Origin of the sequence: Rothia santali, from assembly GCF_024199905.1 — a bacterium.
GTDB classification, from domain to species: domain Bacteria; phylum Actinomycetota; class Actinomycetes; order Actinomycetales; family Micrococcaceae; genus Rothia; species Rothia santali.
Genome location: NZ_JANAFB010000009.1, coordinates 13,831 through 36,858 on the forward strand (window position 1 = coordinate 13,831; position 23,028 = coordinate 36,858).

The 23,028-nt window shown below is 74.0% G+C and carries 22 protein-coding genes, 1 tRNA gene and 1 pseudogene; 17 read left to right on the plus strand and 7 right to left on the minus strand.

Annotation, left to right across the window (positions count from 1 at the left end):
• Positions 1–85 precede the first annotated feature (85 nt).
• From NBM05_RS05180 to NBM05_RS05200, 5 genes are all read right to left on the minus strand, one after another.
• The gene (locus NBM05_RS05180; protein ID WP_254165638.1) at positions 86–736 is read right to left on the minus strand and encodes a hypothetical protein; all 651 of its coding nucleotides are present in this window, start codon (positions 734–736) and stop codon (positions 86–88) included.
• 71 nt (positions 737–807) lie between these two features.
• Entirely contained in the window at positions 808–1,674 is an 867-nt protein-coding gene (locus NBM05_RS05185; RefSeq protein ID WP_254165640.1) for a GolD/DthD family dehydrogenase, read from the minus strand.
• Positions 1,671–3,158 (minus strand): FGGY-family carbohydrate kinase, encoded by a 1,488-nt coding sequence (locus tag NBM05_RS05190; RefSeq protein ID WP_254165643.1) that lies wholly within the window; start codon positions 3,156–3,158, stop codon positions 1,671–1,673. The genes NBM05_RS05185 and NBM05_RS05190 overlap by 4 nt, the downstream gene beginning before the upstream one ends.
• 134 nt (positions 3,159–3,292) lie before the next feature.
• The gene (locus NBM05_RS05195; RefSeq protein WP_254165645.1) at positions 3,293–4,018 is read right to left on the minus strand and encodes a hypothetical protein; all 726 of its coding nucleotides are present in this window, start codon (positions 4,016–4,018) and stop codon (positions 3,293–3,295) included.
• A gap of 141 nt (positions 4,019–4,159) precedes the next feature.
• Positions 4,160–4,915 (minus strand): HAD family hydrolase, encoded by a 756-nt coding sequence (locus NBM05_RS05200; RefSeq protein ID WP_254165647.1) that lies wholly within the window; start codon positions 4,913–4,915, stop codon positions 4,160–4,162.
• A gap of 273 nt (positions 4,916–5,188) precedes the next feature.
• On the opposite strand from NBM05_RS05200, the gene NBM05_RS05205 reads away from it, so the two are divergent.
• The 13 genes from NBM05_RS05205 to NBM05_RS05265 all read left to right on the plus strand — a co-directional run bounded on the left by NBM05_RS05205 (position 5,189) and on the right by NBM05_RS05265 (position 18,521).
• Positions 5,189–6,259 carry an ABC transporter substrate-binding protein gene (locus NBM05_RS05205; RefSeq protein WP_254165649.1) on the plus strand — a complete coding sequence of 357 codons (1,071 nt, stop codon included), beginning with the start codon at positions 5,189–5,191 and terminating at the stop codon, positions 6,257–6,259.
• A 7-nt stretch (positions 6,260–6,266) separates the two neighbouring features.
• A complete protein-coding gene (locus NBM05_RS05210; protein WP_254165651.1) occupies positions 6,267–7,316 on the plus strand; it encodes a FecCD family ABC transporter permease in 1,050 nt (349 codons plus the stop codon).
• On the plus strand, positions 7,316–8,383 hold the full coding sequence (locus NBM05_RS05215) for a FecCD family ABC transporter permease (protein WP_254165654.1): 1,068 nt from the start codon (positions 7,316–7,318) through the stop codon (positions 8,381–8,383). Before NBM05_RS05210 ends, NBM05_RS05215 begins: the two co-directional genes overlap by 1 nt.
• Positions 8,384–8,386: 3 nt before the next feature.
• Entirely contained in the window at positions 8,387–9,229 is an 843-nt protein-coding gene (locus NBM05_RS05220; RefSeq protein ID WP_254165656.1) for an ABC transporter ATP-binding protein, read from the plus strand.
• Positions 9,226–10,200, plus strand: a complete 975-nt coding sequence (locus NBM05_RS05225; protein ID WP_254165658.1) for a siderophore-interacting protein — start codon at positions 9,226–9,228, stop codon at positions 10,198–10,200. Before NBM05_RS05220 ends, NBM05_RS05225 begins: the two co-directional genes overlap by 4 nt.
• A gap of 84 nt (positions 10,201–10,284) precedes the next feature.
• Positions 10,285–11,199: an SGNH/GDSL hydrolase family protein gene (locus tag NBM05_RS05230; RefSeq protein ID WP_254165659.1), complete on the plus strand. Its 915-nt coding sequence runs from the start codon at positions 10,285–10,287 to the stop codon at positions 11,197–11,199.
• Between the two features lie 292 nt (positions 11,200–11,491).
• The gene (rpmB, locus tag NBM05_RS05235; RefSeq protein WP_254165660.1) at positions 11,492–11,728 is read left to right on the plus strand and encodes a 50S ribosomal protein L28; all 237 of its coding nucleotides are present in this window, start codon (positions 11,492–11,494) and stop codon (positions 11,726–11,728) included.
• A gap of 2 nt (positions 11,729–11,730) precedes the next feature.
• The gene (gene rpmG, locus NBM05_RS05240) at positions 11,731–11,904 is read left to right on the plus strand and encodes a 50S ribosomal protein L33 (RefSeq protein ID WP_254165661.1); all 174 of its coding nucleotides are present in this window, start codon (positions 11,731–11,733) and stop codon (positions 11,902–11,904) included.
• Between the two features lie 5 nt (positions 11,905–11,909).
• Positions 11,910–12,215 (plus strand): 30S ribosomal protein S14, encoded by a 306-nt coding sequence (rpsN, locus tag NBM05_RS05245; protein ID WP_048683817.1) that lies wholly within the window; start codon positions 11,910–11,912, stop codon positions 12,213–12,215.
• Positions 12,216–12,282: 67 nt separating this feature from the next.
• Positions 12,283–12,564 (plus strand): HU family DNA-binding protein, encoded by a 282-nt coding sequence (locus NBM05_RS05250; protein WP_254165662.1) that lies wholly within the window; start codon positions 12,283–12,285, stop codon positions 12,562–12,564.
• 831 nt (positions 12,565–13,395) lie between these two features.
• The gene (locus NBM05_RS05255) at positions 13,396–14,097 is read left to right on the plus strand and encodes a copper resistance CopC family protein (protein WP_254165663.1); all 702 of its coding nucleotides are present in this window, start codon (positions 13,396–13,398) and stop codon (positions 14,095–14,097) included.
• A 96-nt stretch (positions 14,098–14,193) separates the two neighbouring features.
• Positions 14,194–16,368, plus strand: coding sequence for a bifunctional copper resistance protein CopD/cytochrome c oxidase assembly protein (locus tag NBM05_RS05260; protein WP_254165664.1), 2,175 nt, complete (start codon positions 14,194–14,196; stop codon positions 16,366–16,368).
• 218 nt (positions 16,369–16,586) lie between these two features.
• On the plus strand, positions 16,587–18,521 hold the full coding sequence (locus NBM05_RS05265) for an NHL domain-containing thioredoxin family protein (RefSeq protein WP_254165666.1): 1,935 nt from the start codon (positions 16,587–16,589) through the stop codon (positions 18,519–18,521).
• Between the two features lie 15 nt (positions 18,522–18,536).
• Here NBM05_RS05265 and NBM05_RS05270 read toward each other — a convergent pair whose 3' ends face one another.
• Positions 18,537–19,514 (minus strand): hypothetical protein, encoded by a 978-nt coding sequence (locus NBM05_RS05270; RefSeq protein WP_254165668.1) that lies wholly within the window; start codon positions 19,512–19,514, stop codon positions 18,537–18,539.
• A 77-nt stretch (positions 19,515–19,591) separates the two neighbouring features.
• Here NBM05_RS05270 and NBM05_RS05275 point away from each other — a divergent pair, with 77 nt between their 5' ends.
• Positions 19,592–20,272, plus strand: coding sequence for a hypothetical protein (locus NBM05_RS05275; protein ID WP_254165671.1), 681 nt, complete (start codon positions 19,592–19,594; stop codon positions 20,270–20,272).
• Positions 20,273–20,369: 97 nt separating this feature from the next.
• Positions 20,370–21,020, plus strand: a complete 651-nt coding sequence (locus tag NBM05_RS05280; protein WP_254165673.1) for a class I SAM-dependent methyltransferase — start codon at positions 20,370–20,372, stop codon at positions 21,018–21,020.
• Positions 21,021–21,145: 125 nt separating this feature from the next.
• On the opposite strand, the gene NBM05_RS05285 is transcribed toward NBM05_RS05280, so the two are convergent.
• Positions 21,146–21,216 (minus strand) — tRNA-Gly (locus NBM05_RS05285).
• Positions 21,217–21,308: 92 nt separating this feature from the next.
• On the opposite strand from NBM05_RS05285, the gene dcd reads away from it, so the two are divergent.
• Together dcd and NBM05_RS15840 are read left to right on the plus strand one after the other, a co-directional pair.
• Entirely contained in the window at positions 21,309–21,908 is a 600-nt protein-coding gene (gene dcd, locus NBM05_RS05290) for a dCTP deaminase (RefSeq protein ID WP_254165675.1), read from the plus strand.
• A gap of 16 nt (positions 21,909–21,924) precedes the next feature.
• Positions 21,925–22,302 (plus strand): annotated as a pseudogene (locus NBM05_RS15840) (MauE/DoxX family redox-associated membrane protein); the annotation flags it as partial.
• Positions 22,303–23,028 lie beyond the last annotated feature (726 nt).

The window sequence follows — 23,028 nt, forward strand, 5'->3', positions numbered from 1 at the left end:
CCCGTGGGATCTCCTGCCGTGGGAGCGCCGTGGCGCGCCCACAGACGGAACGTTCCCCAGGCCAGACCCCCGGGCAGGGGGCCGCTCAGCGCAGGATCTCGATCAGGGCGATCCACGAGAACAGCATCGAGCCGGCCAGCGCTCCCAGCGAGCCGTAGGCCAGCCAGTAGGTCCCGGACGGCAGGCCGAGAAGCAGCAGGACGCCGCCCACCGAGAACAGCACCAGAGGCCCGAGGAAGACGACGCCGTTGCCCGCGAGATGGCGCAGGCCGTCGCGGTTCGTGGCGCGTCCTCCGTGAGGCTCAACGAGCGGCGTTGAACGGGGGTCTGCGGGCGGTGCTGAGCGGGGGTCCGGGTGCTGCGCTGGACGGGAGCCCGGGGGCGGCGTCGGGCAGGAGTCGTCCGGGCCGGAGCCGCCCGGGCGGTGTGCCGCGGACGCCGGGTTGCGGGCCAGCACGTACATCGCCCGCCCGGCGATGGCCCATACCACGACGCAGCCCGCCAGCGTCAGCGCCCCGTAGGCGACCGTCCCACCGGCGGGGATCAGGCCGAGCAGGCTGCAGACGAGCGTGAGCACCAACAGGGCCAGGGAGGCCGCGGCCCGGGCCGAGACGCCGGGATAGGCGAGGACCTCCCGGACGTTCACCGACAGGACCACCATGATGAGGCCCGCCAGAGCCGCGCTCGCGGCCGCCAGCGCGCCGTTGAACCCCGTCCAGAGCTCCAGCTCGTCCATGGCACCGATCATATCGTCACGGTGGCGCACGTCACTCGACTGAGCGACGGTGGGGGCGGCACCGTCCCGCATCACACGCTGGTGAAGCCCCCGTCCAGCAGCATGTTGGTGCCGGTGACCATGCCGGCGTCGTCGGAGGCCAGGTAGGCGACCATCGCGGCGACCTCCTCCGGCTGCGCGAAGCGGCCCGCGGGGATCCCGGCGCGGGCCCGCTCGCCCTTCTCCCCGGCCCACGCCTTCTTGCCGAGCGGGGTCTCGACGATGGTCGGGGACACGGCGTTGACCGTGACGCCGTGCGGGGCCCACTCGAGCGACATCGCCTTGGTCATGCCCACGATCGCCGCCTTGGAGGCGCAGTAGGCCACGTGCTCGTCCAGCCCGACCACCGCCGCCTGCGAGGCCAGGTTGACGATCCGGCCGTAGCCCGCCCGGGTCATGGCCCGGCCGGCGGCCTGGGCCATGTAGAAGGAGGCGTCGAGGTTGATGTCCATGGTCCGGCGCCAGTCGGAGGCCGGCAGCTCGGAGGCCGGGCTGAGGATCGCGACGCCGGCCGAGTTGACCAGCACGTGCGGCGTCCCCAGCTCGCGCTCCACCTCCTCCACGATCGCGGCGGCGGCCCCGGGGTCGGTGAGGTCCCGGCGCAGGGGCAGGTGCCCCTCGCCCGGGAGGCCGTCCACGACGTCTCGGATGGCCTCGGCGACGTCGACCCCGACGACGCGGGCGCCCCTCCCGGCCAGCCGCTCCGCGATCGACCGGCCGATCCCGCTGGCCGCGCCGGTGATCAGGACGACCCGGCCGGCGAACTCGGCCGTCCCGCCCGCATCGGTGGATGGCGCCGCCCCGCCCTCACCGGCGAACTCGGCTGCCCCGCCCGCAGCGGCGAACTCGTCCGCGCGGTCCGCGGCGTCGGACCCGGTGGTGTGCTCCTGAGACGTCATGCGTTCTCTCCCTTCCTGTGCTGCACCGCGGAGAGGCGGTGCTGGATCTCGGCGGTCGCCTCGTAGAGGCGCCGGTAGTCCTGGTAGAGGTCGTCGTAGAGGGGGAGCGGCTCGGGCTCGATCACGCGCTCCACCGGATTCCAGTCGTCCAGCCGCTCGACCGCCCCCAGCGCCTCGGCGACCATGAACGCGTCCCCGTACGAGGCCCCCACGGTGTTCCGCCGCACCACCTGGCGGAGCCCGGTGACGTCGGAGACGATCCGCGGCCACAGGTCGGAGCGGACCCCGCCGCCCGCGCAGACCAGCGTGCCGACCGACGCCCCCGCATCCTCCATGACCTCGACGTTGTGCCGTACCGCGAAGGCCGTGGCCTCCAGCAGCGCCCGGTAGAGGTGCCCGCGCCCGTGCTCGAGCGTCAGCCCGGCCACGACGCCGCGCGCGTCCGGGTCCTGCAGCGGCGTCCGCTCCCCGGCGAAGTAGGGCAGGGCCAGCAGCCCGCCGGCACCGGGGCCGACCCGGGCGGCGTCGTCGGTCAGCTCCGCGTAGTCCTCGACGCCGGAGAGCGAGCGGAACCAGTCGGTCAGGGCGCCCGAGGTCGCGAGGCCGCCGGCGAGGTTGTGGGTCCCCGGGCGAGTGCCGGTGGTGCCCCACATCGAGGGGTGCCGGACGCGGCGCGGGGAGTTGGCGATGAGGAACAGGGTGGTCCCGTACATCAGGAACAGCTCGTCCGCGCCGGTCGCCCCGACCGACTCCTGCTCCGCCCACGCGTCGATCGAGCCGAAGATGACGGGGATCCCGGCGCGCAGCTCGGGCAGGTCGGGGCGCTCCCGGGTGGTCCCGCAGACCTCGGTGCTCCAGCCGAGCCGGGGGAGCCGCACGCCGGGGGCGATCCGCTGCGCCATCTCCGGGTCCCACTCCTGGCGGGCGGCGTCGTAGAGCGGGGTGCACTGGCTCGCGGAGTGGCGGTCGAGGACGTATTCCCCGGTCAGGCGGCGGACGATCCAGCTGGAGGGCATGTAGAGGCGGACCCCGGCGTCGAACCGCTCGGGGTGGCGCGCGGCGAACCAGGCGAGCTTGGGGCCCGCGGCCTGCGAGGTGAGGAGGGAGTCGCGCTCGGCCAGCAGCCGCTCCTCGCCGAGCTCCTCGCTCAGCCGGGCGACCTCCTCCCGGGCGCGGTGGTCGATCCCGTAGAGGGCGGCCGGGGCGATCGGGGCGTCGTCGAGGTCGGCGACGGCGGCGCAGGGCCCCATCCCGGAGACCCCGATGCCGAGGACCTCCGCCCCGTGCTCCGCGGCCAGGGCGGCGTAGAGCTCGCGGAACTCCTCCCACCAGATCCCCGGGTCCATCCCCACGGCGCCGCCGGGGCCGCGCTCGACGGCGTGCTCCCGGGTCCGCGTGCCGAGGACGGAGCCGTCGGGGCGGACGAGCACCGCCTTGGTGCTCGAGGTGCCCACGTCCAGTCCGAAGAAAGCCTGCTGTCCCATCCGACCATTCTGGTACAGGACGCCGTGCGAGTGGCGCAGCTCACGGGGCGGGTCGGCATCGGGCTTCCGGCGCGGATGCCGGGACCGAGCCGCGCCACCCGCGTCGGAACCGGGTCACCCGCGTCGGAACCCGGTCATCCGCCCCCGCGGAACCAGTCGGAGTCGTAGAAGTCCCGGCCGGGGTCGCGGCGGCCGCGACGACGCCGGGCGCCCGGGTCCTCGGCGAAGTCGGGGCGGCGGAGGATCGACTCGTCCTCGTCCGGCACGGTCCACAGCGCGAGCGCGATGAGCCCGGCGATCAGGGCGGCCAGGAGGATGAGGACGAGCCCGATCTCGACCCACAGGACGACGTGGGTGCGCACCGCCCCGTCCTCCTCGCTCGTGACGAGCCCGGGGCCGAAGTAGCTCACCACGAGCGCGCCGACCCCGAGCATCGCGATCCCGGCCGGGATCAGGAACGTCCGGTTGGCGGTGCGGGGGACGCGGGGCCCGTCGGCGTCGCGCAGGGAGGGGAGCAGGCGCCAGCGCACGGCGATCAGCCCGCCGACGCCGGCCAGCAGCGGCGCCGCGCCCACGAGCGACCAGAAGGGCGCCCCCAGGGCCATCAGCCCGGTGATGACCAGGACGCCCAGCAGGCACATCGCGAACGAGACGCCCGCGACCATGCGCCGCAGCGCCTTCGGCAGGGCGCCGGGTCCCGGCTGCGCGGCCTGCGGGGTACGGCGGGTGGGGCCCGGTCGGGGGATGCGCCGCGTCGCGGGGAGGCGCTGGCCGTACTGCGGCGGGTCCCCGCCCTCCGCGGTCGGGCGCTCATCATCCCAGGCGTCCCCCGCCGTGGGGCGGTCCTCACCCGTGGACATCGTCGCCTCCTCGTGGCTCGCCGGGGCCGGTGGGGCCGGACGCCGAGGGGCCCCGGCCGGCCGACGCGGTCCCCGGCCGGTCCGCGGGGCGGCGGTGCCGGTCTTTAAATGGTATGCCCGCGGAAGCGCCGTCGGACCCGTTCAGGCGGGGATTCTGGAGGAATTCTTCCGCGCTGCGGCGGTCCAGCGGCGCACCTGCGCCCGGAAGTCCGGGTCCTCGAAGCCGGTGAGGGCGAAGTGACCCTCGGGCGCGCGGTCCGGATTCTCCGAGAGCACGACGACGCGCGTCCCGGCGGCCACCGCCGCCGCGGTCCCGGGGGCGGAGTCCTCCACGGTCAGGGTGCGCTCCGGCGAGCCGCCGAGCCGGCGGACGGCCTCGAGGTACATGTCCGGGGCGGGCTTGCCGGCCTCGACGTCGTCGCACGAGACCCAGGTCCGGAGGAACGGCGTGAAGCCGGCGATCCCGAGCTTGGTGTCGAGGATGCCTGCGGCCGAGTTGGAGGCGACGGCGACGGGCATGACGGCGGCGAGCTCCTCGACGAGCTCGAGGGCCCCGGGGATCAGCTCGACGCCGCGGGCGATCCGCTCGGCGTCGAGCCGGGAGAGGCGCTCCAGGATCTCGCCGGCGCGGGCGGGAACCTCCCGCTCGGCGGTGCCGGCGGGCATCGACTCGCGGGCCAGCGCCTCGGCGATCCGCGCGGCCGGCAGCGCGGTGAGCTTGTCCGCGATGTCGGCCGGGCGCTCGATGCCCAGCTCCCCGCTGACCTTCTCCACGGTCTTGATCCACTGGCTCTCGGTGTCCATCAGGACGCCGTCGCAGTCGAAGACCGCGCAGGTCGGGAACCACTCCGCGGCCGGTGCCGCGGTCTGCTGGGCGGAGGTGTCGGTGAAGCTCATCCGTCCATCCTCGCTTAACCCGCGCCCCGGCACCTAGCGTCGGTGAGCAGGGTCTCGGGCGGGGCGTCACGGAGGCCGCCCGGAGTGACCCGATTCACGAGCATTTCTTAAGGTCAGGAACTTGTGCCGTAAAGCCTCCCTGACTATAAGATAAGGGTTGCCTAAGCGAAGCCGTCCCGATGCGCGCGACCGCCCGGGCCACGTCCCCTCCCGGCGACCCGCCGGGACCTGAAGCGGGAGGGCCGGACCCTCCCCTCACGAGGAGAATCTCACATGGTTTCCATCTCTCGCGGTGCCTTCTTGAAGGCCGCGGCCGCCGCCACGGCGGCCGTCGCCCTCGCCGGCTGCTCGACCGGCTCCTCCGACGACGCCGGCGCGGACTCGGGTTCGGGATCCGGCTCCACCGCCGACTCCGGCGCCTTCCCCGTGACGCTGACCTCGCCCTTCGGCGAGACCGTCATCGACGCGGAGCCCTCGACCGTCGTCGGCATCGGCTGGATCAACGCCGAGATCGCGCTCTCGCTCGGGGTGGTCCCCGCGGGCTCGGGCCGGGTCGGCTGGGGCGAGAACGCCGAGGGCTCGACCGACTGGTTCGACGCCGAGCTGGCGAACCTGGGCGGCGAGCAGCCGGTGCGCTACTCCGAGACGGACGGCGTCAACTACGAGGAGATCGCCAAGCTCTCCCCGGACGTGATCCTCGCCGTGTTCGGCACCATGGACCAGGAGACCTTCGACAAGCTCTCCGAGATCGCCCCGGTGGTCACCTACTCGGAGGACTTCTCGAGCGGCTGGACCGTGCCGTGGCAGGACGCGACCCGCATCATCGGCACCGCCCTCGGCCGCTCCGGCGAGGCGGACACGGTGGTCGCCGACGCCGAGCGGGCCATCTCCGACGGCGCCGGCGAGCACCCCCAGCTCGAGGGCGCGACCTTCATCGCCTCCGCGCTGTCCGTGACCGACGCCGAGCCCTCGATCTCCCTCTACGTCACCGGCGACGGCCGCGCCGACTTCCTGACCGCCCTCGGCATGACGATGGCCCCGGTGGTCACCGAGAACCTGCCGACGGACGGCTCCTTCTACCTCGAGTGGTCCAACGAGCGCGCCTCCGAGCTGCAGTCGGACATGCTCTACTCCTGGATCGACGCCCCCGAGGACGCCGAGACCATCCGCGAGGACAGCGTCCTGAGCCTGATCCCCGCCGTCGCGAACGACGCCGCGGTGCTGGACCCGGACAAGCCCCACAGCCTCGCCATGGGCTACTCGGCCCTGGGCGTGACCTGGCTCGTCCAGGAGTCCGACTTCCTGGACCGGGTCTCCGACGCCGTGGACGCGGGCAAGCGGTAGCCCGGACGTGACGACCCAGGCCATCGCCCGCGCGGGCCGGCGCGGCGGACCGCTCGGCAGGGGCCGCTCCCGCAGGGGAGCGGTCCTGCTCGGCGTGCTCGCCGTGGCCCTCGCGGGAGCGGTGGTCTCGCTGCTGGTCGGGGCGCGGCTGCTCGACCCCGTGACCGCCCTCCACGCCCTGCTGGACCCCGGCTCGGGCAGCCCCGAGTCGGTGATCATGGCCAACCGGCTGCGGCGCACCGTCGTCGGCGTCGTGGTGGGGGCCGCGCTGGCCGCGGCCGGCGGCGCGATGCAGGGCGTGACCCGGAACCCCCTCGGCGACCCCGGGATCCTCGGGCTGAACGCCGGGGCGACCCTGGCCGTCGTCGCCGGCATCACCTTCGCCGGGGCGGCCGGGGCGCTGCAGTACGCCGGGTGGGCGCTGGCCGGTACGGCCGTGGCGGCGGTGGTGGTCTACAGCATCGCCGGCGTCGGGCGGGGCGGGCCCACGCCCATCAAGCTCGCGCTGGTCGGGGCGGCCTTCTCCGCGGGGGCGCTCTCGGTGACCTCGGCGCTGCGGCTGCAGGAGCAGGAGACGCTCGACGCCCTGCGCCGCTGGCAGATCGGCGCCCTGACGCGCGCCTCCTACGGGGACGTGCTGACGGTCCTGCCGCTGGTCGGCCTCGGCCTGTGCCTCACGGTCGGGTTCGCGGCCTCGATCAACAACTTCGCGCTCGGCGACGACATGGCGCGCTCGCTGGGGGAGAAGGTCGCGCTGAAGCGGTCCGTCGTCTTCCTCGGCGTCACCGCGCTGTGCGCCGGCGCCGTGGCCCTGGCCGGGCCCATCGCGTTCCTCGGGCTCATGGCCCCCCACGCGATGCGGTCGCTGCTGGGCCCCGACTACCGCTGGATCCTGCCCTCCTGCCTCCTCGCCGGGCCCGCGCTGCTGCTGTGGGCCGACGCCCTGGGGCGGGTGATCCTGCCGCCCACCGAGGTCGAGGTCGGGGTGGCCATGGCGGTGCTGGGCGTGCCCGTGTTCATCGCGCTGATCCGGTCACGGAAGGCGGTGAACCTCTGATGCCCGCCGCGGTCACGACGCCCGCCGCGGCCACGATGGCGGCCGGCGACGTCGCCCGCCTGCGCGCCCGCTCCCGGCGCCGGCCCCGGCTGGTGGTCGCGGCCCTCGCGCTGGCCCTGGTCGCCGCCGTCGGCGTGCGCGTGCTCCTGGGCACCTACACGGTCACGCTGCCCGACTTCGTCTCGATCCTGGGCGGCCACTCGATCCCGGGCGCCTCGGGGGCTCGGTTCATCGTCCTGCAGGACAAGCTGCCGCACGCGGTGCTCGGGGCCCTCGCCGGCCTCGCCCTCGGCTGCTCCGGCGCGATCTTCCAGCTGCTGCTGCGCAACCCGCTGGCCAGCCCGGACATCATCGGCATCAACTCCAGCGCGAGCCTCGGCGGCATCGTCGCGCTCGCCTTCTTCGGCGCCTCGGGGCTCGGCCTCGCGGCCGGCGGGCTGGCCGGGGCCGCGGTCGCCGCCGTCGTGATCTTCGGCCTCTCCGTGGGCGGCCGCGGCTCGGCGGGCAACCGCTTCGTGCTGGTCGGGCTGGGGCTGGCCGTGCTCGCCGCGGCCCTGACCAACTACGTCCTGTCCCGCATCAGCATCTACCAGGCCTCGGACGCGGCGATCTGGCTGACGGGTTCGCTGGGCCAGGCCAACTGGGGGCGGATCCAGCTGCTCGGCGTCGTGCTGGCGGTCCTGCTGCCGCTCGTGGCCGCCCTCTCGCGGAACCTGCACGCGGTCTCGGTGGGGGAGGACCTCGCGGCCGGGCTGGGGGTCCCCGTGGGCGCGACCCGGTGGGGCGGCATCGCCCTCGCGGTCGGGCTCGCGGCGTTCGCGGTCGCCGCGACCGGGCCCATCACCTTCGTCGCGTTCGTCGCCGGCCCGGTGGCGCGCCGGCTCGTCGGGGGCACCCACACGCTGACCGGCGCGGCGCTGGTGGGCGGCGTCGTCGTCGTGCTCGCCGACTTCGCCGCCGGCAACCTGATCCCCGGCGGGCGGCTGCCGGTCGGGGTCGTCACGGGCATCGTCGGGGCGCCCGTCCTGCTGTGGCTCGTCGCCGCGGCGCAGAGAGAGAGGAGCTAGGCCATGACCAGCACCAGCATCAGCACCCACCCGCCGGCCACCGCGCAGAACGGGGCGCCGGAGTTCGCCGCGGAGTCGGTCTCGCTCGGATACGGCGGCCGCGACATCGTCAAGGACCTCAGCTTCGAGATCCCCGCCGGGCGCGTCACCGCGATCATCGGGCCCAACGGCTGCGGCAAGTCGACGCTGCTGCGCGGCTTCTCCCGCATGCTCAGGCCGCGCACGGGGCGGATCCGGCTGGGGGAGCGCGACGTCGCCCGCTTCGGCTCCCGCGAGTTCGCCCGGACCGTGGGCCTGCTGCCCCAGCACCCCGTGGCCCCCGACGGGATCACGGTCGCGGACCTGGTCTCCCGCGGGCGCTACCCCTACCGCGGGATGTTCTCCCGCTCCTCCCGGGACGACGACGCCGCGGTCGCCTGGGCCCTGGAGGCCACCCACACCGTGGAGCTCACCCAGACGCCCGTCGCGGAGCTCTCGGGCGGCCAGCGGCAGCGGGTGTGGGTCGCGATGGCGCTGGCGCAGGAGACCGAGGTCCTGCTCCTCGACGAGCCGACCACCTACCTCGACCTCGCCCACCAGGTGGACCTGCTGGACCTCCTGGTCCGGCTCAACCGCTCCCGCGGCACCACGATGGTCCTGGTCCTGCACGAGCTGAACCTCGCCGCCCGCTGCGCCGACCACCTCGTGGCCATGAAGGACGGGCGCATCGCCTGCTCGGGTGACCCGCGCGAGGTGCTGACCCGGGAGAACCTCTCCGCGGTCTTCGGGCTGGACGCCTCCGTGCTCGACTCCGAGCTCGCGGCGGGGCCGGTCGTGGTCCCCTCGCCGCGGAGGGACGAGGCGTGAGCGGCGTCGCGATGGACCTCTTCGAGGCGGAGGTGACCCGGGTCGAGCGGCTGAGCCGGGACTTCGTCCGCATCAGCCTGGCCTCCGCGGGCCTGACGGGCCTGGTGGCCCCGGCCGGCGACGGCGCGGGGCCGGTCCGGGACGCCTACCTGAAGCTGCTGATCCCGCACCCCGAGGCGCCCGGTCCCGTGCGGTTCGCCCTCGACGAGGCGTGGCGCCGCGAGTGGTTCGCCGCCGGGCCGCGCGAGCGCGGCGGCTGGATGCGCACCTACACCCTGCGGGCCGCGCGGGCGTGGGAGGGGCCGGGCGGGGAACCCGGCGTCGAGGTCGATATCGACTTCGTGCTCCACGGCCACGGACACGACGACGCCGCCGGGATGGGCCCGGGCGCGGCGTGGGCGGCGTCGGCCGAGCCGGGCGCGGCGCTGAGCTTCATCGCCCCCACCCGGGAGGGCCGGCTGTGGGCGATGTGGGAGCCGGGCGGCGCCGAGACGGTGCTGATCTGCGCCGACGAGACGGCGGTGCCCGCCGCGATCTCGGTCCTGGGTGCGCTGCCCGAGGGCTCCAGCGCGCGCCTGCTGCTGGAGCTCCCGGCGGGCAACGAGGCCCTGGGGGAGGCCGTGGCGGGGGAGGTCGAGGAGGCCCGCCGGACGGCCGACGTCGAGCTGGTCTGGCTGCCCCGCGGCGCCGACGACGTGCGCGGCGAGCCGACCCTGCGCGCGCTCCGCGACTGCCTGGGCCTCGCCCCGCACGCCCGCGACCGCGACGTCGAGGAGCTCCGCTCCCAGCGGGTGGGCGCCGAGGAGATCGTCTGGGGGCTCTCCGAGGACCCGCGGGGCCTCTACGTCTACCTGGCGGGGGAGGCCTCCGTGGTCCGCGCCGCCCGTCGGGTGTGCGTGGACGAGGCGGGGATCGACAAGTCGAGCATCTCCTTCATGGGCTACTGGAAGGCGGGCCGCGCCGAGTCATGAGCCGCGGTGCCGCCCGACGGCGTCGCGGACCGTCCGGTAGGGTCGGAGGCGTAGCACCGCCCGCCCGAGGAGGAGGCCCGCACCATGCCCGCAGGACCCGATCGCGAGAAGGCGCCGGGGGAGGACTCCCGCGCGGCGCCGGCCGGCTCCGGACGGACCGCCGGGGAGCCCCGCGGCGGTTCCGGCCACGCCCCCATCCGGTACGTCGCCCTGGGCGACTCCTTCACCGAGGGGGTGGGCGACGTCGACCCCGAGCGTCCCAACGGGGTGCGCGGCTGGGCGGACCGGGTGGCCGAGCAGCTCACCCTGCGCTTCCCCGACACGACCTACGCCAACCTGGCCATCCGGGGGCGCCTGCTGAACCGGATCCTCGACGACCAGGTCGGGCCCGCGCTCGAGCTGGGCCCCACGCTGGTCAGCATCTACGGCGGCGGCAACGACATCCTGCGCCCCAACATCGACATCGACGAGCTGATGCTCGGCTACGACGACGCCTTCGCCCGGATCCGCGCGAGCGGCGCCCAGGTGCTGACCTTCACCGGCTTCGACGTCCGCAACTTCTACGGGATCTTCCGGGGCACCCGCGGGCGCACCGCGATCTACAACGAGCTGCTGCGGCAGATCGCGGAGGACCGCGGGGTCATCCTGGTGGACTTCTGGCGCTTCTCGGGGGAGTTCCAGGACGCCCGGTACTGGGCCCCGGACCGGCTGCACCTGAGCACGCTCGGCCACGTCAAGATGGCCGGCAAGGTCCTGGAGGCCCTCCAGGTGGCCCCCGACGACCTCGGCCTGGAGCCGCTGCCGCGCATGCGCGAGGTCTCCCGCGTCCAGACGACCAGGGCCAACGTGGAGTGGGTCCGGGAGTTCGCGCTGCCCTGGGTGGGGCGGCGCCTGCGCGGCACCTCGAGCGGGGACGCGCTCACGCCCCGCTACCCCGAGGCGCAGTCGATGAGCGTCACGGAGGGACGGGACCCCGGCCCCGGAGCCGTGAGCCCGTGATTCCGCGGTGATTAACGCCATGGGACCCGGCTGCGGGTTGCGCTCAGGGACGGAAATCACCTAGTGTTAAACGCTGTCGTAGTGGTGAGTCCACCTCTCGGCACCGAAGAAAGCTTCACCGTTATCCCGCGGCAGGGGCAGGGCCTGAACTCTCACGCAGGTTCCTTCTCCACACTAGGCCCGGCGAATAATCCGGTGCTCTAAGTAGGTGACGGAGCGCTCAAGACGCGATCCCGTGCGAGCGGGTTCGTCAGCTGCGCGTCGTCATTTTGTCAACATTGGAGGAGAAACTATGGCAGCCGTCTGCCAGGTGACCGGAGCTGTTCCCGGCTTTGGACACAGCATTTCCCACTCGCACCGGCGCAACAAGCGCCGGTTCGACGTGAACGTTCAGAAGAAGCGCTACTGGGTCCCGTCCCTTCGCCGCAACGTCACGCTGACCGTATCGGCCAAGGGCATCAAGGTCATCGACGCCCGGGGCATCGACGCCGTCGTGGCCGAGATCCAGGCCCGTGGGGAGAAGATCTAATCATGGCATCGAAGAACGCCAAGGACGTCCGTCCGATCATCAAGCTCAAGTCCACGGCGGGCACCGGGTTCACCTACGTGACCCGCAAGAACCGCCGCAACAACCCGGATCGCATGGTCATGAAGAAGTACGACCCCGTGATCCGCAAGCACGTCGATTTTCGTGAGGAGCGCTAAACGATATGGCCAAGAAGTCCAAGATCGCTCGCAACGAGCAGCGTAAGGTCATCGTCGAGCGCTACGCCGAGAAGCGTGCCGCCCTGAAGAAGACCCTGGTCGACGAGAACGCGACCCCCGAGGAGCGCGAGGAGGCCCGCCTGGGCCTGCAGAAGCTGCCCCGCAACGCCTCCCCGATCCGCGTCCGCAACCGCGACCAGATCGACGGCCGTCCGCGCGGCACCTTCCAGAAGTTCGGCATCTCCCGAGTGCGCTTCCGCCAGATGGCCCACCGCGGCGAATTGCCCGGTATTACCAAGTCCAGCTGGTAGTTTGACGCTCACGGTCAGCTAAGCTGATCCCAGCCGATACCGTTCAATGTCTCAGGAGGGACACAATATGGCTAAGAACCGCAGCGAACTCGTGGCCGAGGTGGCCGAGAAGTCCGGCATGAGCCAGGCGGCCGTCAACGGCGTCCTGGATGCCGTCTTCCAGGTCTTCGAGTCCTCCGTCGCCGATGGCGAGAAGATCACCATCCCCGGGTGGCTCTCCGTGGAGCGCACCGACCGTGCCGCTCGCACCGGGCGCAACCCGCAGACCGGCGAGGCCATCGAGATCCCGGCAGGCCACGGCGTCAAGCTGAGCGCCGGTTCTAAGCTCAAGGCTGCCGCCTCCAAGTAGTCGCTCCAGACTGCACGGACCATCAGGGCCCCGCACCGATCATCGGTGCGGGGCCCTGATGTCGTCCGGAGCCGGACCCGTGGGTAGAATGGGTCTGCTCGCCGGGGCGGCCACGTCGGTCGCCCGGCGTCCTGATCTCAACCATCGCACCGACCGGGACGGGGGTGACGCGGTGCGTCGTCACGACTCGTCCCGCCGCGCCCGCGTCCTGCTGCGCGGCTGGTCGCTCGCGACCCTGTGCGTCGCCGCGGGCGCGGGATCGCACGCCGTGGTCTCGGGGCACGCGCCCGGACCGGCCGCCCTCGCGGTGGCCTGGGCGCTGACCGGACTGGTCTGCGTGCTGCTGGCCGGGCGCGGGCTGACCGCACGCCGGTCGCCGCGGGGGTCCTCGCGGCGCAGGCCGCGCTGCACTGGCTCATGGCCCACGGCGCCCACGCGCAGCTCGGGGGTCCGCCGGCGGGCACGCGGGGCACGACGTCGTGCTCTCCCCGCCCGCGGCGCCGTCCGCCCAGGCGGAGCCGGCCATGCTCGCCGGGCACCTCCTGGCCGCCCTGCTCACCTACGCGGCCATCCGCCGGGGCGAGGCCGCGGTGGCGGCGTTCGTCCGCTGCGCGGGGTGGCGGTGCGCTGGCTCGCCGGGCCTGGGGCCCGACCCGTCGTCGTGCGGCCCCCGAGGCCGCTGCCGGTGCGGGCCTTCCTGCGCCCCGTCCACGCGCTCCCGCTGGCGGGGGCCGCGCCCGTGCGAGGGCCTCCCGTCGTCGTCAGCTAGCCCACCGGAGGCGGCGCCCGTGCCGCCCCGACCCTCACCGACGACGAAAGAGACGCCCTTCCATGAACGCAGCAATCCCTGCCGCCGCCCCCGCCGCCCGAGAGCGGGCCGCGGTCGCCGAGGCCTCCGCCCCCGCGCGGACCTCCGCCCGGCGCCGGTCCCAGCCCGCCGCCCCGCGCCGCTCCCGGCGCCGGATCGGCACCGCCCTCGCGGCCGCCGCGCTGGCGCTCGGCGGCCTGTTCCTCGCCGCGCCCGCGGCCCAGGCCCACGACGAGCTGATCTCCTCGGACCCCTCCGACGGCCAGGTCCTCGAGGCCACCCCCGACGCGGTCACGCTGACCTTCTCGGCCGACATCACGCCGGTCGGCAACGCGGTCCGGGTGACCGACTCCAGCGGCGAGACCGTGAGCACCGGCGACGTCGAGGTCAACGGGACCGACGCCGTCCAGCGGATCGACTCCGACGCCTCGGACGAGACCTACCGCGTGGTCTGGCGCGTGGTCTCCTCCGACGGCCACCCCATCGAGGGCAGCTACAGCTTCACGGTCGGCACGGGCGGCACCGGCGGCGCGGAGCTGAACTCCAGCGCGACGCCGTCCGCGACGCCGTCCCTGTCCGGCTCGGCCGACGACGCCGCCCAGGACGACGAGGCCTCCGGCGTCCCGACGTGGGTCGTGGTGCTGATCGGCGTCGTCACCCTCGTGGTGGTGCTCGTCATCGTGGGCATCGTCTTCGCCCGCGTCAGGGCCTCCCGCCGCGACTAGCGCTCCGCCGGCCGGCGCCGGGTCCCGCTCCCGCGGTTCCCGGCGCCAGCCCACCCCCGGCCCCGCGGCCGGACCCCACACCCCAGCGAGGATCACATGCCCACACGCACTCACCAGGCCGCCCCCTCCCGCGGGGCGGTCGCCACCGGGCTCGCGCGCGGCCTGCACCGCCCGTGGCTGCTCGTCGTGCCCGCCCTGACCCTCGTGCTGACGGCGGTCTCGCTGTGGGCGGCCGGATCCGCCGGGAGCACGGAGCTCAACGACCCCGGCGGGCTCGTCCGCTGGGGCCTGCCCCTGGCCGAGTCGATCCTGAACCTCTCCATGGCCGTGGTCATGGGGTCCCTCCTGTTCGCCACCTGCCTGCTGCCCCGCTTCGCGGTCGACGCCGCCGGGCGCCGCCGCCGGCAGCCCGCCTCCGAGGGTGCGGCGACCCCCGAGCGCGGCCAGCGGGCCGAGTACCCGCCGTTCACCGCGGCGCTCAACCTGGGCGCCGTCGCCGCCCTGACCTGGACCATCGCGGCCCTGTGCACCCTGGTGCTGAGCTACGCGGACATCTCCGGGACGCCGCCCTCCGCGGACCAGACCTTCACCAGCCAGCTGCTGAGCTTCATGCAGAACATCCCCGCGGGCCAGATCCAGACGACGCTCGTGGTGGTCGGCGCCGTCGTCACCACCCTGATCTTCGGGGTGCGCAGCCTGACCGGCCTGCTGCTGACCCTGGGCCTGTCCTTCGTCGGCATCGTGGCGATGGCTCTGGGCGGCCACTCCTCGGGCGGCGACGACCACATGGGCGCGGTCAACTCCCTGGGCCTGCACCTGCTCGGCGTGTGCCTGTGGTTCGGCGGGCTGCTCGTGCTCGCCTACCTCTCGCGGCAGCTGGGCGGGCCCGACGCCGGGACCGGCACCGTCCCGCAGAAGCGGCGGGGCACCGAGACGGCCCAGACCCGGCGCGTGCCGATGGCGGTGGCCGTCCTGCGCCGGTACTCGGCGGTGGCCCTCGCGGGCTTCATCCTGGTGTCCGTCTCCGGTGTCCTCAACGCCGCCGTGCGCGTCCACGGCTGGCACGACCTGACCTCGACCTACGGCCTGCTGATCGTGGTCAAGGCCGCCCTGACCGTCCTGCTGGGGCTGGCCGGGGCCGTGCACCGCCTGTGGCTGATCCCGCGGGTCGAGTCGGGCGAGACCAGCGCCTTCCGCGGGATCTGGCAGGTCATCGCGGCCGAGCTGATCATCTTCGCCGGCATCTCGGCCGCGGCGGTCACGCTCTCGCGCACCGCGCCGCCGGTCAACGAGGACCTCGCCACCGACGCCTCGCCGGCCCGCATCATTACCTGGTACGACGCTCCGCCGGAGCCCCAGGGCGCCCTCTGGTTCACCACGTGGCGCCCCGACTGGTTCTGGGTGGCCGTGGCGCTCTTCGCGGCCTGGGCGTACGTCTGGGCGTTCATCCGGGTGCGCCGGGGCGGGGGCCGGTGGAATCCGCTGCGGCTGGCCTCGTGGCTGGTGGGGCTGGCGTGCCTCACGGTCGCGACGTCGGGCTCCCTGGCGGTCTACGCCCGCGTGCTGTTCTCGGTGCACATGATGGAGCACATGTCGCTGACGATGATCATCCCGATCTTCCTGGTGCTGGGAGCGCCGGTGACGCTGCTGCTGCAGGCGCTGGAGCCCCGCCAGGACGGCACCCGCGGGCCGCGCGAGTGGATCCTGCGGTTCCTGCACTCGACGTTCTCGAAGGTCGTGACCCACCCGATCTTCGTGGGCGTGAACTTCGCGGCCTCGCTCATCGTCTTCTACTTCACGCCGCTGTTCGGCGTCGCGCTGCGCTACCACGTGGGCCACGAGTTCATGATGGTCCACTTCCTCATCACGGGGTACCTCTTCGCGCTGGTGCTGATCGGCATCGACCCGATCCCGCACCGGCCCACCTACCCGTTCCGGATCGTCATGCTCATCGCCACGCTGGGCTACCACGCGTTCGTGGGCATCGCGATCATGAGCTCGGACACGCTGCTGCAGGCCTCCTGGTACGGGAACCTGGGGCTGGAGTGGGCCGCGCCGGCCATCGAGGACCAGCAGCGGGGCGGCGCCTTCATGTGGGCGCTGGGGGAGATCCCCACCATGGTGGTCGCGGTCATCGTGGCCGTGCAGTGGTCCCGCTCGGACCGTCGGCTCGCCGAGCGCCTGGACCGCAAGGCGGATCGGGACGGCGACGCCGAGCTGGAGGCGTACAACGAGATGCTCGAGCGGATGCAGGAGCGCGGCGGCCGGTGACGACGCCGTCCCCGGTGGACGAGGCCGTCCCCAGCGGACGACGTCGGGCCCGCCTGCACCCCGCCGTCCACAGGCGTCCCGCCCCGCCGTCCTCCGCCGGCGGAACGGGAAATACAATGCCCCGGCCGCTTGTTAGGCTCAGGGACTGAGACGATCCATCCCCGCTCCCGTCCCGGAGGCCGCGCCGCCCCCGGCGGGACGAGCGAAAGTAGGCACCCATGGTTGACCGTTCCCCGCGCGTGCGCGCCTCCGAGCTGACCGGCCGCGCCTGGCTGAACACCGGCGGCAGGGAGCTGGGGTGGCCGGACCTGCGCGGGAAGATCGTGATCCTGGACTTCTGGTCCTTCTGCTGCATCAACTGCCTTCACGTGCTGGACGAGCTGCGGCCCCTCGAGGAGGAGTACTCGGACGTCCTGGTCACGGTCGGCGTGCACTCGCCCAAGTTCGAGCACGAGGCGGACCCCGACGCGCTCGCCGCCGCCGTGGACCGCTACGACATCCGCCACCCCGTCCTGGACGACCCCGAGCTCGGCACCTGGCAGGCCTACACGGCCCGCGCGTGGCCGACCCTCGTGGTCGTGGACCCGGAGGGCTACATCGTCGCCCACCTCTCGGGGGAGGGGCACGTCCAGGGCCTGGTCTCCCTGGTCAAGGAGCTCGTCGACGAGCACGAGGCCAAGGGGACCCTGCACCGCGGGGACGGGCCCTACGTCCCCCGTCCGCGCCCGGAGGGCGTCCTGTCCTTCCCCGGCAAGATCACCGCCCTGCCGGAGGCGCTGCGGGCGCCGGGCGCGGAGGGCGCGACCTACCTGGTCACGGACACCGGCCGGCACCGCGTGCTGGAGCTCGACTCCACCCTGGAGAACGTCCTGCGCACCTGGGGCGGCACGGAGAAGGGCTACCTCGACGGCGCCGCGGACGGGGCCCTGTTCAACGAGCCGCAGGGCCTTGCGGTCCTGCCGGAGGCCGTGCGCGCCCGGGCGGGGTACGACGTCGTCGTCGCCGACTCGGTGAACCACCGCCTGCGCGGCATCCGCCTGGGGACCGGGGAGGTCGTCACCGTGGCCGGCAACGGCGTCCAGCGCCTGCTCGACGCCGAGGGGGCCCGCACGGGCGACCCCAACGTGATCGACCCGGCCGCGGACCCGCTCGAGGTCTCGCTGTCCTCGCCGTGGGACGTCGTCTGGTCGGATCGGGCCGACGCCGTCATCGTCGCGATGGCGGGGACCCACCAGATCTTCTCCTTCGACCCGCGCACCGGCTCCCTGGCCGTCTTCGCGGGCACCGGCAACGAGGGGCTGCTGGACGGGCCCACGGGGGACGCCTGGTTCGCCCAGACCTCGGGCCTGGCGGTCGACGCCGCCGGGACCGTCTGGCTCGCCGACTCGGAGACCTCGGCCCTGCGCCGCATCGACTTCCGGGACGACGACGTCGTGGTGAGCACCGCCGTCGGCCAGGGCCTGTTCGACTTCGGCTTCCGCGACGGCGACGGCGAGCGCGCCCGCCTCCAGCACTGCCTGGGCGTGGCCGTGCTGCCCGACGGCTCGATCGCCGTCGCCGACACTTACAACGGCGCGGTCCGCCGCTGGGACCCCGCCTCGGGCACGCTGAGCACGCTCGCCCAGGACCTGCAGGAGCCCTCCGACGTCCTCCTCGAGGAGCGCGGCGAGGGGGAGGACCCGCTGCTGCTGGTGGTCGAGGCCAACGCGCACCAGGTCGTGCGCCTGCCGCTGCCGAAGGAGGCGCGGTTCGTGGACGAGGGCGCCTCGCAGACCCAGCGCCCGCCGTCGCTGATCGCGGGCGGCACGCTGGACCTGGTCTCCCGCTTCGCGGCCCCGAGCGGCCAGAAGCTCGACGACCGGTGGGGGGACCCGACCCAGCTCAAGGTCTCCTCGACCCCGCCGGAGTTCATCCTGGCGGGCTCGGGCGCGGCCCAGGGCCTGACCCGGACGCTGACCCTGAACCCGGAGATCGACGACGCCGTCCTGCACATCACCGCCCGCGCGGCGGCGTGCGACGGCGAGCCCGGCGGCGAGATCCCCGACCACGCGGCGTGCCACCTCTACCAGCAGGACTGGGGCATTCCCGTCCGGGTCACCGGCGACGCCGCCGACGAGTCGGAGATGGTCCTGGACCTGCGCGGCATCAACTAGCGCGCGGCGCCGGGCTCAGCGGAGGGTGACGACGACGTCGTCGCCCTCCGGCTGGATGTCGGCCTCGACCGTGAACTTCACGGTCTGGGAGACCTTGCTGACCTCGCCCGTGTAGAGGTCCATCTGCTGGAAGTCCACGCGGGCGGAGCCGGAGGGGTTCACCAGCTCCCAGTCGCCGTCGGACCGCACCTTGGCGCTCGCGTTGGGGTACTGGGTGATGCTCCAGACGACGTCGCCGTCCACCCGGCCGTCGAAGTCGTACTCGAAGGGGCACCCCGCGGGGTAGAGGGTGTCCTGCTGCGTGCAGCGGGCCAGTTGCTCTCCCACCTGGGCCTTGACCGAGTCCTTGACCTTCTGGCTGGGCTCGACCGCGAGCTTCAGCGGATCCACCGGGCGGTCCGGCACCGTGACGGTGGTGGTGACCTCGGGGGCGGAGAGCAGGTCCGAGGCGTAGTCGGCCGCGTAGACCCCCGGGTAGAAGACCGGGAAGCTCTGGCCGCCCTGGGGGACGCCCACCTTGCGCTGGTTGAGGGTCGCCGCGCCGGTGGTCGGGGCGCTGACCTTCAGCACGGGCAGCTCGACGGGGTCGATCTCCCAGGTCGTGAACAGCCCGCCCCAGGTGCCCGTGCGGTGGAGGGCGAAGTCGGTCGAGGCGTCGGCGTCGTTGATGCGGTACTCGGCGCGGACGGTCGCGGCGTCGTCGTCCTTCTCGACCACCTCGTAGCGCACGTCCTCGATGCTGCGGGCCGCCTGGCGCAGCGGCTTGCCGTCCATGACGGCGCCGTCGCCCTGCGGCACCTCGGCGTTGAGCAGGCTCAGGGCGCGGCCGCCCTGGCCGTCCTGGATCGCCTCGAAGTAGGTGCGGACCTGCGCGACGGGTCCGTAGGCGAAGTGCGAGATCAGCGCCAGCGCCCCGCCGGCCGCGACGCACGCGACCAGCACGCCGGCGCAGAAGGTGGCGAGGACGCGGGAGGAGGAGGTCGCTGGGCTCATGGGACCACGATACCCACGACGGACCCGGCGGATCGCCCCGGCACGGGGAGCCCCGCCGATCGCCTAGGGTGGTGTCCATGGCAGAGCACTTGCGGGACGTCCCGGAGAAATACGGTCGGCCGGTGGAGGGGTTCCACCCCCGGATCCACTCCTACGGACGGAGGTTCCTGGCGGTGGTGCCCGCCTCGCTGCTCTCCGCGGTGCTCGTGCTGCTGCTGGTCTACCGCCGCCCGGCCGTGCCCTTCGTGGTGCTCTCGCTGGTCGTCGTCGCGGTCTCGCTGGTGATCGCCTACTCCTACCTGCGCCCGGCCATCGCCGTGCTGACCGACACCCACGTGCTGCGCGGCCGGATGATCGGCTGGAAGGCGGCGCCCCGGGCGGCGGTCGAGCACACGGTCTTCGCCGAGCGGCTGCAGCCGCGCGGGGCCGGCGCGGGCGGCCGGGGTGCCCTCGCGCGGTTCAGGAACAGGGGCGTCCCGGCCCTGTGGTTCGTGGGCGCCGGCGGGAAGCGGGCGCTGCGCTTCGACGGGCGGGTGTGGGACGCCAAGACCCTGCAGAGCCTCTCCTCCAAGGTCACCCCGCGGACCACGCGGTACGCGCGCATCGAGATTGACGACCTGGCCCGCCGCCACCCCGGGCTCGTCGGCTGGCAGGAGCTGCACCCGAGGCTGCGCTCCGGGCTGCTGACCGCGGCGGTGGCCGTGGTGCTGGCGCTGATCGCCGCGGTGAACCTCTGGCCGGAGGCCTTCGCGCTCTGAACGGCCCGCGGGCCCGCGGGGAGCCGCCGCCGGTTCCGGGGCCCGCGCGAGACCCGGGGCCGCCGCCCGCCTCCGGGGTCCGCGATAGAGTGGCCCCATGCGCGAACCGTCCCTCTGGGAACTCCAGGTCCAGAAGAACCCCGGCCACTCCCGCTGGTACATCGAGCGATTCGAGGCGATGCGGAGCAGCGGCGCCGACCTGCACGGCGAGGCCCGCATGGTCGACGCGATGCTGGGCCGCGCCTCGCGCGTCCTCGACGCCGGGGCGGGCACGGGCCGCGTCGGGGGCGAGCTGGCGGCCCGCGGGCACGAGGTGACCGGCGTCGACGTCGACCCGGAGCTCGTCGAGCAGGCGCGCGCGGACCACCCGGGGTCCACCTGGATCGCCGGGGACCTGGCCGAGCTGCCCCGGCTGCTGCCCGCGGACCTCCGGGGCGGGTTCGACGCCGTCGTCTGCGCCGGCAACGTCATGACCTTCCTGGCCCCGAGCACCCGGCGCGCGGTCCTGGCCGGCTTCGCCGCGGCCTTGAAGCCGGGCGGGCGGGCGGCGGTGGGATTCGGGGCCGGCCGCGGCTACCCGTTCGAGGAGTTCCTCGACGACGTCGCCGCCTCGCCCCTGGACCTCGACCTCACGCTGTCCTCCTGGGACCTCCGCCCCTTCGAGGCGAGCTCCGGCTTCCTGGTCGCGCTGCTGGCGAAGCCCGAGAACCCCGCCCACGCGGCGGGGGAGCGCACCGCCCTCCTCTGACCCGGGGCCGGCGGCTCTGAGCGTGGGTCGACCGCCCTGGTCCGGGACCAGCGGCTCTGGCCGCCCCCCGACCCAGCACGCGAAAAGGTCCCGTCCGCCGGGTGGCGAACGGGACCTCGTCTCGGAGCGGCTGACGGGAATCGAACCCGCGTATCAGGCTTGGGAAGCGTGCGCTCTACCATTGAGCTACAGCCGCGAGGCCTCCGTGGAGGCACTCGAAACATCGTAGCGCATCACGGCTCCCGGGGCGAAACCGGCGCGCTGCCCCGGGTGCCCTATGGTTAACACGTGCTGATTTCAGATCGAGACATCCGCGAGCAGATCGACGCCGGCCGCATCGGCCTGGAGCCCTACGAGCCCTCGATGCTGCAGCCCGCCAGCATCGACGTGCGGCTGGACCGGTTCTTCCGCCTGTTCGACAACCACAAGTACCCGCACATCGACCCCGCCCAGGACCAGCCGGACCTCACGCGCCTGGTGGAGACCCGCGCCGACGCCCCCTTCATCCTGCACCCGGGCGAGTTCGTGCTCGGCGCGACCTACGAGAAGGTCACCCTGCCCGACGACGTCGCGGCCCGCCTCGAGGGCAAGTCCTCGCTGGGCCGCCTGGGCCTGCTGACCCACTCCACGGCCGGCTTCATCGACCCGGGGTTCTCGGGTCACGTGACCCTCGAGCTGTCCAACATGGCCACGCTGCCCATCATGCTCTGGCCGGGATCCAAGATCGGTCAGCTCTGCTTCTTCCGCCTGAGCTCGCCCACGGAGCAGCCCTACGGCTCGGGCGCCTACGGCAACCGCTACCAGGGTCAGCGCGGGCCCACCGCCTCCCGGGGCTTCCTGAACTTCCACCGCACGGAGATCCGCGAGGACTCCCGGGACGAGGCGTGAGCCCCCGGACGGCGAGATGATCCCCGCCGCCGCGGTCGCGCCGGCGCTGATCCTCGCCGCCGTCCTGATGGTCAGCGGGATCGCGAAGCTGCGCGCGCCCGCTGCGGTGCGGGCGGCGTTCGCGGACCTGCGGGTCCCCGCCGGCCTCGACCGCGCATGGGTCCGGGCGGCCTTCCCCGTCGGCGAGGCGGCCCTGGGCGCCGCGCTGCCGGTGGTGCCGGCCGGCGGCCCCGGTCGTCGCGGGCTGGCGGTCCTGCTGTTCGCGGCCTACTGGGTCCTGATCCGCCGGGCCCTGGGCTTCGCGGAACCGGTCTCCTGCGCGTGCTTCGGGGAGTCCGACGCCGCCCCGGTCACCCGCCGCACCCTCCTGCGCAACACCGTCCTGCTGCTCCTGGCCCTGGCCTGGTGGGGCGTGACGTGGTCCGCGAGCGGCCCCGCGCTGCTGTCGCGCTTCACCGCCGCCGACGCCCTGTGGCTCGCGGGCGGCCTGCTCGGCGCCGCGGTGGTGTGGCTGGCGCGGCCCGGCGCCTCCGCGCCCGCGCCCGGCCTTGTGCCCGGCCCCGGCGCTGCTCTCGCCGTCGGCACCGCGCCCGACGCCGCAACGGTCACAGAGCCCGCGACGGCTAGCACCCCGGCCGACAGATTCCGCACGGCCTGCGGATCCTGGACGCGGAGGGCCGCGAGGCCGAGCTGGCCGGGCGACGTCGTCGGGCGGGGCGCGCCTGCTCCTCCACATCTCGCCCGGCTGCGCCTCCTGCGCGCGGGTGGTGCGCGAGGCGCCCGCGCGGCTCGGTCGCCTGGGCCCGGTGCGGCTGCAGCTGATCAGCCTCGCGCGGCCCGAGGCGGTGCGCGTCGTCGTCCCCGAGGCCCTGTGGCCGGGCCTGCTGCAGGCCGGGGACCAGGCGGCGGTCGCGGCGCTCGGCATCCCCGCGGCGCCGTCGGCCGTGCTGGTCGGGGAGGCGGGGAGATCCTCGCCGGGCCGGTCGCGGGCCCCGACGCCGTTCTCGCGCTCCTGGACCGGCTCACCGCCGGGCGGGCTGACCCCCGACCCGCGGGACCGAACCGCGTCGGCGCCGCGGGATCGGCCGGCGGCCCGGGGCGCAGGAGCGCTCTCGAACTC